Source organism: Pseudomonas sp. 34 E 7 (assembly GCF_900005715.1).
GTDB lineage: Bacteria > Pseudomonadota > Gammaproteobacteria > Pseudomonadales > Pseudomonadaceae > Aquipseudomonas > Aquipseudomonas orientalis_A.
Genome location: NZ_CVTX01000038.1, coordinates 1 through 12098, shown reverse-complemented (window position 1 = coordinate 12098; position 12098 = coordinate 1). Strand labels below are relative to the sequence as shown.

12 protein-coding genes are annotated in these 12098 nt (G+C 64.6%); all 12 read right to left on the bottom strand.

The features are described 5' to 3' along the window. The coding region (madM, locus tag BFP96_RS01215; RefSeq protein ID WP_065935428.1) for a malonate transporter subunit MadM at positions 1–640 on the bottom strand (640 nt) is incomplete at its 3' end. 1 nt (position 641) lies between these two features. Beyond that, positions 642–1046 carry a malonate transporter subunit MadL gene (madL, locus tag BFP96_RS01210; RefSeq protein WP_065891559.1) on the bottom strand — a complete coding sequence of 135 codons (405 nt, stop codon included), beginning with the start codon at positions 1044–1046 and terminating at the stop codon, positions 642–644. Positions 1047–1113: 67 nt separating this feature from the next. Further along, positions 1114–2013: a malonate decarboxylase subunit epsilon gene (mdcH, locus tag BFP96_RS01205; protein ID WP_065935427.1), complete on the bottom strand. Its 900-nt coding sequence runs from the start codon at positions 2011–2013 to the stop codon at positions 1114–1116. Beyond that, positions 2010–2606 carry a malonate decarboxylase holo-ACP synthase gene (locus tag BFP96_RS01200; protein WP_065935426.1) on the bottom strand — a complete coding sequence of 199 codons (597 nt, stop codon included), beginning with the start codon at positions 2604–2606 and terminating at the stop codon, positions 2010–2012. The genes mdcH and BFP96_RS01200 overlap by 4 nt, the downstream gene beginning before the upstream one ends. Next, positions 2600–3370 (bottom strand): biotin-independent malonate decarboxylase subunit gamma, encoded by a 771-nt coding sequence (mdcE, locus tag BFP96_RS01195; RefSeq protein ID WP_065935425.1) that lies wholly within the window; start codon positions 3368–3370, stop codon positions 2600–2602. The genes BFP96_RS01200 and mdcE overlap by 7 nt, the downstream gene beginning before the upstream one ends. Next, entirely contained in the window at positions 3367–4209 is an 843-nt protein-coding gene (locus BFP96_RS01190) for a biotin-independent malonate decarboxylase subunit beta (RefSeq protein WP_065935424.1), read from the bottom strand. The genes mdcE and BFP96_RS01190 overlap by 4 nt, the downstream gene beginning before the upstream one ends. Then, the gene (locus tag BFP96_RS01185; RefSeq protein WP_032884109.1) at positions 4202–4501 is read right to left on the bottom strand and encodes a malonate decarboxylase subunit delta; all 300 of its coding nucleotides are present in this window, start codon (positions 4499–4501) and stop codon (positions 4202–4204) included. Before BFP96_RS01185 ends, BFP96_RS01190 begins: the two co-directional genes overlap by 8 nt. Further along, entirely contained in the window at positions 4501–5334 is an 834-nt protein-coding gene (locus BFP96_RS01180) for a triphosphoribosyl-dephospho-CoA synthase (RefSeq protein ID WP_065935423.1), read from the bottom strand. The genes BFP96_RS01185 and BFP96_RS01180 overlap by 1 nt, the downstream gene beginning before the upstream one ends. After that, on the bottom strand, positions 5335–7005 hold the full coding sequence (gene mdcA, locus BFP96_RS01175) for a malonate decarboxylase subunit alpha (protein ID WP_065885368.1): 1671 nt from the start codon (positions 7003–7005) through the stop codon (positions 5335–5337). It abuts the gene before it with no gap. Positions 7006–7273: 268 nt separating this feature from the next. Further along, on the bottom strand, positions 7274–7513 hold the full coding sequence (locus BFP96_RS01170) for a DUF6124 family protein (protein WP_065885367.1): 240 nt from the start codon (positions 7511–7513) through the stop codon (positions 7274–7276). Between the two features lie 478 nt (positions 7514–7991). After that, positions 7992–8447 (bottom strand): chemotaxis protein CheW, encoded by a 456-nt coding sequence (locus BFP96_RS01165; protein ID WP_065891566.1) that lies wholly within the window; start codon positions 8445–8447, stop codon positions 7992–7994. Then, on the bottom strand, positions 8440–12098 hold a 3659-nt coding region (locus BFP96_RS01160; RefSeq protein ID WP_139113304.1), incomplete at its 5' end, for an Hpt domain-containing protein. The genes BFP96_RS01165 and BFP96_RS01160, both read right to left, overlap by 8 nt.

The following is a 12098-nucleotide window of genomic DNA, read 5'->3' as shown; positions in this document are numbered from 1 at the left end:
CCGCCGTCACCCCGCTCACGGTGCCGGCCAGGCCCCCGAACACCATCGCCGAACGCGGGTTGTCCAGGCCCATCCAGCGCGCCGCCACCGGCGTGCCGACCATCACCAGGATCGCCTTGATCAACCCGGTGGCAATCGACAGCGCCATCACATCCGAGGTCGCGCCAATCGCCGCGCCGGTCACCGGGCCGACGATGTAGGTCACGGCGCCCGCGCCGATGGTGGTCATGCTGACCGCATCGCGATAGCCGAAGGCCCAGGCCATGCTCGCACCGACGATGAACGGCAGGATCGTGCCCAGCAGCAGGGCAATCACCCCGATCATCCCGGCTTTGCGCGCCTCGGTGGCCTGCACTTCAAACGCCGTGGCAACGATGGCGAAATCCCGCAACATCGCGCCGCCCATCAGGCCGATACCGGAGAACAGTGCCAGGTCCGCCAGGCCCTTCTGCCCGCCCGTGATGGTGCCGCCGACCCAGGCCAGCACCAGGCCGATGACGATGGCAATCGCCGAGCCATGGATGCGCCCGAACGTCAGGCGCTTGGACAGCACCACCGAAATCCACATCACCACGCCCACAAAGGCGAACGCGGTGATCAGGCCATTGTGCTCCAAACCTTTTTCGATGAGGTCCCACATCTCAGCGACCTCCTGCAGCGAGGATCAGCGGCTCTTCGGGCGGCAAAGGCTCGCCCCTGTGCGTGCGGCTGATCAGGGCAATGGTGCAACCACACACCACCACCGAACCGATGGCCGCCAGCACCGCCACCGGGCCGCCATGCAAGGCGGTGACCACGTTCTGCTGCGCGGCCATCGCCACCACCACGGGGATATACATGGCGCCCCAGAAGCCCACGCCCATCTCGCAATCCTTGGTCATGCCGCCGCGCTTTTGCATCCACAACCGCGCGCAGATCAGCAGGATCATCGCGATGCCCACGCCGCCCACATTGGATTTGACCCCCAGCAACACGCCGAGCATGTCGCCCATGATCACGCCCGCGAGCGTGCAGATCGCCAGCAATGCCACACCGTAAATAATCATTGTTGTTGTCCTCAAAGTGCTCGATCGAAATTGTTGTTGTTGTGCTTCGAAAGCCTTGGGTCGTGCTTTATCGGTGGCGGCGCTCCTCCTCTTGCAGCAGGGCCTGCAAGGTATCCAGGCGCGCGCCCTCGCAGGCGATCACCGTGCCTTGTTCGAAGACGCGGCGGGAAAGGCCGGTGAGCACCGCGCCCGGTGGCAGTTCGATCTGCAGACGCACACCACGCTCGTAGGCGCTTTGCACGGTGCCGCGCCAGTCGACGACGCGGCACATGTTGAAGGCCAGGTCATCGCGCAGTTGCTCAGGGTTGTGGATAGGCCGCGCGCGGGTGCTGCTCAGGTAAGTGATGCGCGGCGCCTTGAGCGGGACGAACGCTTGGGCAAGCGCCTGGGCCGGTTGCTCCAGCAGCACGCAATGGGACGGCACGCTGACCGCCAGGCGCCTGGCGATGCCGTTGCCCTTGATGCGTTCTGCGACACGCTGCATCGCCGCGTCGCTGCCGGCAATGACCGTCTGGTTATCGGCATTGATATTGGCCAGGTACACCGGGGTCTGTGGGCTGTGGATTTCGGCGAGCAATGTTTCGACGGTGGATAACTGCGGGCCGATGATCGCGGTCATCCCGTAGCCCTGTGGATAAGCGCTTTGCATCAGTTCGCCGCGCAGGCTGACGAGTTTGATGGCATCGGCAAAGTCCATTGCGCCGGCGATAACAGCAGCGGGATAGGCGCCGATGGACAGGCCCGCCACGTAGTCCGGTGTGTGCTGCAACAGGCGCGCATGCGCCACGCCAGCCATCAACAGGCAAAGCTGGACGGCGCGCGTCGATTCAAGGGCCTGTGCCGAATCGAGCCGGCGCACGTCTTCACCCAGGGCAGCGCTGGCCTCGTCGAGGACGTCGACGGGCAGCGACTGGAGCATGCCGACTCGCTGGGCGCCCTGCCCCGGAAATACCAGCAAGCTGCTCATGCCACCGCCTGCCAGGGATCGACGACAAGGTGCGCCCCGTTGGCGGTTTTCAGCAGCACCCGGCGTGACGCGCCCGCCCATTCACGCAAGGCGACAGCGCCGACGGGGGTTTGCAGTTGCAGGTCGACGGCGCACGGTGCGCTATCGAGCATCGCCAGTAACGCGTGCGCCTGGTCACGCTCGAGCGGCTCGGGGGTGCGCAGGATCAAATCCAGATCGCTCGCGGCATGCAACGCTTCGATGCCGCTGGCCAATTCGAATCCGGCACTGCCGCTGACGCCCCAGTCGTTATGCGCCAACAGCGGCCGCAGTTGATCAAGTGCCCGCAGCGCCGGCACATCCCTTGGCGAGGTCACGTCCCGCAGGGCTTCGGGGGCCACACGCCGTTGTACCGCAGCAATCGGCATCTGCGCGGCAAACCGCTGCTCACGCAAACGCCCCCGTACACCAACCGCCACATGGCCCGGCTCAGCGATGGCGCGGCGCACCACCACCGGATGGCCGGCGCTGAGCGCATCCACCACCCAGCCGGGCGCATCGGCGGGCAGATGGGCCGGGGTCATGCCCCAGAGCAAGTCGTGAGCGTTCACCATTGCTCCCGCAGCAGCTGACGCACATGGCTGGACGCCGCACGATTGGACGCCCCCAGGCGCCCGCTCAGATTGGGGCCATCGATATCCTTGATCGCATTCACCAGGCAATCGCTGACCCGCGCCACGTCGTCTGCCGTGGGCTGTTCAATCTGGCTGACCGTCAACGTCTCCCAGAGCAACCCAAGGCTGGCATAACTGTCGATGTCATACGCCATCGGCGGCACGCTGGCGGCCAGGGCCTCGAGTTCTTCGACGCTGCGCAGGGTGACCCGCGCCGCCGAGGCCTTGCCCATGGCATGCACCATCACGCCGGGGTCGCGCAGGGCAATCAGGCGATTGGCCTGGTAACCGTGAGCGAGGAACGCGCCGGACATGGCCTTGCCCACCAGCAGCGCAATCACCGGGTGACCGGCGAGACGGGCACGGGCGTAGCTGTCGGCGGCGGCGGCCAGGGCTTGATGGATGCCGAGGGCTTCTTCGCGACGACCGTAGGCTTGGCTGGGTACATCGACGATGGCGATCAGCGGGCGTTTGTCACCCCTGGCGATAGCGTCATCGACAGCCTTGGCGAGCCCCCAGCCCTCCAGCAAACCGACTTCGCCATTGCGCGCGCGCGGGAAGCGGTTGTTCGGGTCGGTGACCACGGCGAGAAAACGCACGCTCTGGCCGTTCAACTGGCCATCGGCGATCCTGAGCGAGTCAGGCAAGCCTTGCACCCGCGTCGCGCCGGCGCTTAGCGCGTTAAACCACTGCAAACCTCTCATGGGCGTTCTCCCTGATACAGCGTGCGCACCGTCGCCGGGTCGATCTGCGCCGTGGCGTCGAGTTCGGCCAGGCGCGCCAGATAAAAATCAGCGCGGCGGCTACGCTGTTGTTCGGGCGCGCCTTGCTGCAACAGCGCGCTGACGGTCTGCTGGATCTGCGCCACATCGTCCGCCACATAACGGTCGGCCAACCCACTGTTGAAGCGCTGTTCGCCACCCGTAAGGCTCCAGATAAACGGCCGGTCGCGGGAGTCGTATTCGTCCAACCCGGCTTCCTGCTCGATCACCTGCGGGCCGTTCAAGCCCAGGCGCGCTTCACGGGTGACCACCAGATAGCTGCACAACCCTGCGGCGATGGACATGCCGCCGAAGCAGCCGACACTGCCCGCCACCACGCCGATTACCGGCTGGTACTGGCGCAGGTCGACAATCGCCGCGTGGATATCGGCAATGGCGGCCAGACCCAGGTTGGCTTCCTGCAGGCGTACGCCGCCGGTTTCCAGCAGCAGCACGGCGCGGGTCGGGATGCCGTTGCGGTTATCTTCAGCGGCCAGTTCCAGCGCTCCGGCGATTTTCGCGCCGCCGACTTCACCGAGGCTGCCGCCCTGGAAGTTACCTTCGATGGCGGCAATCACTACCGGCAGACCGGCAACGCTGCCTTTGGCGATGACCACCCCGTCATCCGCCTGGGGCACAACGCCCTGGCGGCTGAGCCACGGCGACATGACGCGCTGAAAGGGGTCGATCAGCTCGCGAAAGGTGCCGGCATCCAGCAACGCCTTGGCGCGCTGCCGAGCACCGAGTTCAACGAAGCTGTGTTTGTTGAGCCAATCAGTCATGGCCGATCTCCTCGAAGCCTTGCTCCAGGCGCAAACGCACCACACCGGGCGTGGCGCCAAAATCGTGGATATCAATGTTCAAGGCCGGTGGCGTCTGCTCCTGGAAAATGCGTTCGAACAGGTGCTGCCAACGTTGCTCGGCGCCGTTCACCGAGGTCTGTACCTGGATGGTCAGCGTGCCGGCGGTGCCCGGTTCCAGCAGCACTTCAAGGTCGCCGGAGCCGACGCACCCCACCAGCGCACGGCCTTTTGGCGGCTGCCCGGCAGGGAATTCAAAGGATAAGGTCTCCATCACAACGCTCCGTCGAGGCGGTCGATAAACAGGCAGGCGGCCAACAGGTCGGCGGCGCCGCCGGGGGAGGCATTCAGGGCCAGCAGTTGTTGGTCCAGCGCGTGCAGTTGGCGGCGGCCGGCCAGGGTTGCGCTGCCGCCGGCGTCCAGCACGGCCTGGGCGCCCTGTTGCAGGGTGGTCAGGCCTGCGTAGCCGGCGCGGTAGAGCACGCAGGTGTCGGCCAGTTCGGTCATGATCGCGAGCAAGGCGTCCAGGCGCGCGTTCTGTTCTCCGGCGTGTTGCCGGCGGCTCTTGTGCAATTGCGGCAGGCCACGCTGCGTCACCGAGGGGAAGCCCAACTGCGCTTCTTCGCGGGCACCGCGAGCGCCGTAACGTTGGGCGACCAGGGCGCCGTGGCTCAGGGTTTGTGGCGCATGTCGGTCGTCGAGCAAGGCCAATCTGGCCGCGTTCAGCGTAACGGCGCCAGGGTCCAGGGCCGCTGCGGCGGTGAGCAAACCGAGTGCCCAGATCGCACCGCGATGAGTATTTACGCCATTGGTGGTAATGAGCATCGCTTGCTCGCCTTCGCGGCCAATACGGCCGAGGGCTTCGCGCAGAGGCAGGCCGATTTCGCCGATTTCAAGCGCGGCCTCGGCCATTGCCTTGAACATCGGCCACAGCGACAGCGCCGAGGCGTGCATCAAGCCCAGGTGCAAATCGGTGTGGGCGCCGTTGCCTCGCCGGTCTACCAGGGCCGGTTTGGGCGACAAATCCGCTTCGTCGATCAGCGCATCGACCGCCCTATCCGCCAGGCGATCGGCCAGGCTCACTTCATGCAGTTTGAGGGCGCGCATCTACCAGCTCCTGAATTTGGCGGGTGGGTTGTACAGGCCGCCGGACCAGTCCACCAGGTCGGCCACGCTCTTGGCGGCCAACAGCTCGCGGGTGGCATCGGTGCGACGAATGCCCAGGTCTTCGGGCAGCGCAATCAAGCCTTCGCGGCGCATGCGGGCGGTGTCCTTGGGGTTGTGGCGCATACCGATGGCGGTGACTCCGGCGACGGCAGCGATCATTGCCTGGCGTTCTTCCAGGGAACGCGCCTTGTACAGGTAGGCGATGCCTTCTTCGGTGAGCAGGTGGGTGACGTCGTCGCCGTAGATCATGATCGGCGCCAGGGGCATGCCGCTTTTGCGCGCCACTTCCACCGCGTCGAGGGTGTCGACGAAGGTGGGTTTGCCGCCTTCCTGGAAGGTCTCGACCATTTGCACGACGAGTTTTTTGCCACGTTCGAGCAAGGCTTCGGGCGCATCATCGTGGCGCATGTCCAGCCAGGCCGGTGTGCCGTGACGGCGACCGCGTGGGTCATGGCCCATGTTCGGCGCGCCGCCGAAACCGGCGAGGCGGCCACGGGTCACGGTGCTGGAATGGCCGTCGCCATCCACTTGCAGGGTGGCGCCGATAAACAGGTCCACCGCGTACTGGCCGGCCAGTTGGCAGAACATGCGGTTGGAGCGCATCGAGCCGTCGCGGCCGGTGAAGAACACATCCGGGCGTGCGGCGATGTAGTTTTCCATGCCCAGTTCAGTGCCGAAGCAATGCACGCTTTGCACCCAGCCGCTTTCAATCGCCGGGATCAGCGTGGGGTGCGGGTTGAGGGTCCAGTTGCGGCAGATCTTGCCCTTCAGGCCCAGGGATTCGCCGTAGGTGGGCAGGATCAGTTCGATGGCGGCGGTGTTGAAGCCGATACCGTGGTTGAGCGATTGCACATTGTGTTTTTCGTAGATGCCACGGATCGCCATCATCGCCATCAGCACGTGTACCGGCTTGATGTGACGCGGATCACGGGTGAACAGCGGCTCGATATAGAACGGCTTGTCGGCCACCACCACGAAATCCACCCAACTGGCGGGGATGTCCACGCGCGGCAAGTCGGTGACGTCGTCCACCAATTGGTTGACCTGCACGATCACGATGCCATCGCTGAAGGCAGCGGGTTCGATCAGCGCGGGGGTGTCTTCGGTGCTGGCGCCGGTGTAAATGTTGCCGGCGCGGTCGGCCATGAAGCCGGCCGAGAGCACCACGTTGGGAATCAGGTCCACCACCAGGCGCGCATAGAGTTCGATGTAGGTGTGGATCGCGCCGATTTCCAGCAGGCCGTCTTCCAGCAACTGGCTGATGCGCAGGGATTGGGTGCCGGCGAAGGAGAAATCCAGCTTGCGTGCGATGCCTTTTTCAAACAGGTCCAGGTGCTCGGAACGGCCGACACTGGGCATGATCATGTGCAAATCGTGGAGCTTGGCCGGGTCGGCCTTGGCCAGGGAACGCGAGAGGAAGTCGGCCTGCTTCTGGTTGTTGCCCTCCAGTACCACGCGGTCGCCGGGAAGGATCAAGGCTTCAAGGGCCTCGACGATCTTGTCACTGGGCAACACCGCCCCGTCTGCATACTGCTTGACCAGCCCGAGCCGCCGCTGCTTCTCGTCGCGCCGCCGCGTCCAGCGCGAGTCGGGGGTGATGGTTGTTGTCATGGTTGCTCCACGGGGGGTTGCTGTCGTGGGGCTTTACCTTAGGAGTGATTCGGAAGGCCATCAATCAAGCCCGACGACGGATCATTACGGTGGGAGTAATGAAACTCAAAATGTGGGAGGGGGCTTGCCCCCGATTGCGGTGGGTCAGCTAATAGATATGTGGCTGATACACCGCTATCGGGGGCAAGCCCCCTCCCACATTTGCTCAGTAGCGCCTGTTAGATAGCGGTCCCAATCAAAGACCGATCAGTCCCTATTTGGGACCGCTTTAAAATTCCGGCGAAGGACTGACTTGCTCCAGCGCTCTATCGACCAGCAACTGACCCAACTCTGCCATCTGCTGAATTCCAAGCATGATGGCGCGCTGGGAGGTGTCCAGATCGAAGGCCAGGGTGCAGGTAAGCGCGTTGAGGGAGGACAGGGTTTCGCTGGCGTTGACCAGCAGGGTTTCGGTGTTTTGGTGAGGGTTTACGGTGAAGAGGGGTGGATTGGGGGTAGGTTTGATCATGATTCAAAGCTCCGATATGTGATGGAAACTGCCCTCTTCCGCTTGCACGCGAATGAAGGTGGCAGCTGTGCGCAGGTGTGCAAGACCGGGCATATCGGACCCCGGCAGATCCCGAAGAATCTCCCACGCACAGCCGCCATAACGAGTACAGAGGCATAAAAAACGCCCGTTGAATGGCTATGGGCGTTGGTGCGCCGACATGTAACCGGACTTGCACGTCCGTGTCACCGTTTTTTGCGATGACGGGACGAAGACTAGGCGTGCGGACTTCTCATCACAAGTTCATGCATGGCCCAAAATCTTGCAGGAAAAATCCGAAGCCCCAGCCACACTGATCGTTCCCACGCTCTGCGTGGGAATGCCGCCTGGGACGCTCCGCGTCCCGCCAGTCAGCATACGGGCGACGCAGAGCGTCACGGGATGCATTCCCACGCGGAGCGTGGGAACGATCGGCAGTGGATCTTCATAGGTCTCAAGCTCAGGCCAGGCCGGACTCGGCCAGCAGCGCTTCAAGCCCCATCAGGTCCGGCACCTTTGCCACATGCTCGCCCACCTGCACCGCCGCCAGTTCCAGCGGGCACAGCGGTACGTCCACGTAGCTCAATTCGCTGTCGAGTTTGTACGAGCGCGGAATGCCCTGGATCACCACTGCGATGAACTTAAGCGTCGGCCGCCCGCCCAAGGCGTTCAACACCACGATCCTGGAGCGTTCGCCGGTCACGCTGGCTTCGCCGCACACGGCTTCGAAGCTGATCAAGGGTATGTGCCGATCCCGCCAGGTGACTTGGCGCAGGTACCACGGCGGTGCATCGCTGGCCGGTTCGCCGCGCTGGAAGTCGATCAGTTCGGCCACCGCGACATTCGGCAGGATCAGGTGCCGATCAGCCAACGGCAGCAACAGCCCGGTAAGTTGGCTCGCGCGGTGGTCAAGCATGGGACTTGCTCCAGTAAGCGATGCTCTCGAGCAATACCGACTCCTGGTACGGTTTGCCGAGGTAGTCGTTGACGCCGATGGCCATGGCGCGGTCGCGGTGTTTCTGGCCGGTGCGCGAGGTGATCATGATGATCGGCAGGCGCATCAGGCGCGGGTCGTTGCGCACCTGGATCGCCACTTCAAAACCGTCCATGCGCGGCATTTCGATGTCGAGCAGCATCAGGTCCGGGGTGTGTTCTTCGAGCAGGGCAAGGGCGTCGATGCCGTCCTTGGCGGTCAGCACGTTCATGCCGTTGCGCTCCAGCAGGCGGCTGGTGACTTTGCGCACGGTGACCGAATCGTCCACCACCAGCACCAGCAGCGGGCGCTTTTTCAGCGGGTCGTTGAGGGTCAGTGGCGTGTCCACCGACTGCGCCGGCAACGCCGGTGGCCGCGCGCGGATGTGCGCCAACAGGTCGATAATCAGCACCACGCGCCCATCGCCCAGGATCGTCGCACCGGACAAGCCCTGCACCCCGGCAAACTGCGGCCCCAGGCCCTTGACCACGATCTCGCGCGTCCCTGCCATGGCATCTACATGCACCGCCACATGCCGCTCGTTGCACTGCATCAGCAACACCGGCACCGGCTGGTACTGGCCGAGCAGCTTGGGGCGACTGACGGTGTGCAACAGGTCGCCGAGGTAAAACAGTTCGTAGCGTTGACCGGCGTATTCATAGCGCGGCGGGTCCTGCTGGTAGTGCCCCGCCAATTCATGGGGCAGCACACGCACCAGGCCCTCAATGGTATTGAGCGCAATCGCGTATTGATCGTCCGCGCATTGCACCATCAGGGCCCGATTGACCGACACGGTAAACGGCAGGCGAATCCTGAAATGCACACCCACGCCCGGGATCGAGTCGATCACCATCGAACCGCCGAGCTGGCGCACTTCCTCATGCACCACGTCCATGCCCACGCCGCGTCCGGAAATCTGGGTGATCTTTTCCGCGGTGGAAAACCCCGGTTGCAGGATGAACTGCAGCACGTCGCGGTCGCTGATCTCTTGATCGGGGTCGAGCAGGCCGCGCTTGATCGCCTTGCGGCGCACGGCTTCAAGGGGCACACCGGCGCCGTCGTCGCGCATGTCGAAGACGATATCGCCGCCTTCGTGGGTCAGGTCCAAGGTGATGCGGCCCTTCTCTGGCTTGCCCGCCTGCAGGCGCACCTCGCGGGACTCAAGACCATGGTCGACGGCGTTGCGCAGCATGTGTTCCAACGGCGCCGCCATACGCTCCAGCACGTTGCGGTCCATCTCGCCCTCGGCATTGCCGATCACGAATTCCACGTCCTTGCCCAGCTCATCGGCCACCTGGCGCACGATGCGCTTGAGGCGCGGCAGCATGCGCTCGAACGGCACCATGCGCGTGCGCATCAGGCCTTCCTGCAATTGGGTGTTGATGCGCGCCTGTTGCTGCAACAGGTCGTGGGCGTCCTGGTTGCGGCGTTCGAGGGTTTCCTTGAGGTCGAGCAAGTCGGAGGCGGATTCGGACAGCGCGCGGGACAATTGCTGCAATTGCGAATGGCGGTCCATTTCCAGCGGGTCGAACTCTTCGTAGCCCAGGCGCTCGGCCTCGGCCTGCTGGCGACTGAAAAGACCGCTCTGGGTTTCGCTGTCGAGGCGGCGCAGTTGATCGCGCATGCGCTCGATGGTGGTTTCCACTTCCGTGAGCGCGGTGCGCGCATCGTTGACCTGCTGCTCGATACGGCCACGGAAGATCGAGGTTTCGCCGGCCAGGTTGACCAGGTCGTCGAGCAGTTCGGCGGAGATCTTCACCATGTCGGCAGCCGGATCGACCACCGTCTCCGCCTTACCCGCCGGCAACGCCACCGGTACCACCAGCTCTTCGCCCGGGTGCACCAGGCTCTTGATGCGCTCGATCAGCTTGTCCACCGAGCCCACCGGCAAGCCGCCCGCCACGGCGTCGATCATCTGCGCCAGGCGGTCATGGCAACCCTGCAACAGCGCGAACAGTTCGGGCGACGGCGCCAGCAGCCCGGCGGACAGCCCTTCGTAGAGAAACTCCAGCTCGTGGGCCAGGTCGCCAATCGGGCCGATCTCGACCATGCGTGCGCCACCCTTGAGGGTGTGCAGGTCACGCAGCAGGGTTTCGACCTCCTGGCGGTTGCCGGGCTCGGCCTGCCAGCGCAGCAATGCACTGCCTGAACTGTCGAGAATATCGGCAGCTTCCTCGAGGAAAATATCCAGCAGCTCGGGGTCGGCGCCCGAGGGTTGCGGCGCTGCAACCGGGGCCGTCGGCAGACTGCTCTGGCGCAGTTCGCGCAACCTGGCGACCAGCTCGACACTGTCGCTTAAAGGCTGCTGCCCGTGCAGCTCGTCCAGTTGCAAGGCCAGGCGTTCATGACTGGCCATCAGTGCCTGGGACAGCTCGGTGGAGTAGCTGTAGCGACGGTCCACCAGGCCTTCATAAACGCATTCCAGCTCCTGGGCCAGATCGCCCACCGCGTCGATTTCGGCCATGCGCGCGCCGCCCTTGAGGGTGTGCAAGTCGCGCTGCAACGAGGACAACGGCGCCATGCCCTCGGGCTCCAGCAACCAGCGCTTGAGGGACTGCCCGGCGCTGTCGAGGATATCCACGGCCTCTTCAAGGAAGATGTCGACGATCTCGTCGTCCATCGCGGTGTGCCGGCTCAGTTGCTCGGTCGCGGCGCCCAGCTCGGCGATGCGCGGGGCGCGGTTGCCGTCACGTGTGATCAGGCCGGTGGCGGACGGATCGAGGGCGTCATCGAGCAATTCGCGCAGGGCCTGGACCCGTGCCGGCGCCGGGCTGATTTCCTGCCCGGCTGCCAGTTGGTCGAGCATGGTGATCAACGCTTCATGGGCCTGCTCGGCCTCATGGAAAAACCGTTCGCTGACCGCCAGGCTGCTCTCTTCCACCGCGCCATACAGGTCGAGCAAGGCTTCGCACAGTTGATCGATAGGGTGCAGGTCGGCGAGGTGCGCGCCCTCGCCCAGGGTGGTCAGTTCGTCCAGCAGCGCGGTGAGCTCCTGGCGCTCGCCGGGGTGTTGCTGCCAGCGACGCAGCAGGCTTTCGGCGTCGAGCAGGATGTCCATGCCCCGGGCCAGGAAGTTGGTGATCAGGTGCGGATCGCGCTTGACGTGCGGGCCGGTGCTGGGGCCGTTGAGCAGTGCTTCAAGCTGTTGGTCCAACAGGCTTTGGGTGCGCTTGATCAAGTCCGCCGCGCCCTTGATCGGCGCCAGGGGATGGCTGTCCAGTTCACGCAGCCCGCGCTGGAACACGCTTTCGGCTTCCAGCAGCAGCTCGACTTCATCCAGGTCCAGCGGCAGGCGATGGGCCTTGTATTCGCGGGTCAGGTGGTCGAGGGGACGCGCCAGTTCGGCCATCGGCAACACGCCGGCCATGTAGGCGCTGCCCTTGAGGGTGTGCAGGGCGCGTTGCAGTTCATCACTGACCTGCAACGGCATGTGTTCGGCGGCCTGTTGCAGGAAGTGGTTGAGGCTGTCCAGATGGCTCTGGGCTTCGTTGCGGAAAATCTCCAGCAGCATCGGGTCGTGCGGCTCGACAACCGCTACCTGGGCGCCGCTGGCGCACCCGTGGGCGCGGGCAGCGAGGGCGTCGACCTCATCGC

Bases quoted from the DNA above. Each gene is read 5' to 3' on its own strand.
- BFP96_RS01185 (WP_032884109.1), bottom strand. From the start codon at position 4,501: ATGGAGACCTTATCCTTTGAATTCCCTGCCGGGCAGCCGCCAAAAGGC.
- mdcA (WP_065885368.1), bottom strand. From the start codon at position 7,005: ATGACAACAACCATCACCCCCGACTCGCGCTGGACGCGGCGGCGCGAC.
- BFP96_RS01170 (WP_065885367.1), bottom strand. From the start codon at position 7,513: ATGATCAAACCTACCCCCAATCCACCCCTCTTCACCGTAAACCCTCAC.
- BFP96_RS01190 (WP_065935424.1), bottom strand. From the start codon at position 4,209: ATGACTGATTGGCTCAACAAACACAGCTTCGTTGAACTCGGTGCTCGG.
- mdcH (WP_065935427.1), bottom strand. From the start codon at position 2,013: ATGAGCAGCTTGCTGGTATTTCCGGGGCAGGGCGCCCAGCGAGTCGGC.
- BFP96_RS01200 (WP_065935426.1), bottom strand. From the start codon at position 2,606: ATGGTGAACGCTCACGACTTGCTCTGGGGCATGACCCCGGCCCATCTG.
- BFP96_RS01165 (WP_065891566.1), bottom strand. From the start codon at position 8,447: ATGCTTGACCACCGCGCGAGCCAACTTACCGGGCTGTTGCTGCCGTTG.
- mdcE (WP_065935425.1), bottom strand. From the start codon at position 3,370: ATGAGAGGTTTGCAGTGGTTTAACGCGCTAAGCGCCGGCGCGACGCGG.
- madL (WP_065891559.1), bottom strand. From the start codon at position 1,046: ATGATTATTTACGGTGTGGCATTGCTGGCGATCTGCACGCTCGCGGGC.
- BFP96_RS01180 (WP_065935423.1), bottom strand. From the start codon at position 5,334: ATGCGCGCCCTCAAACTGCATGAAGTGAGCCTGGCCGATCGCCTGGCG.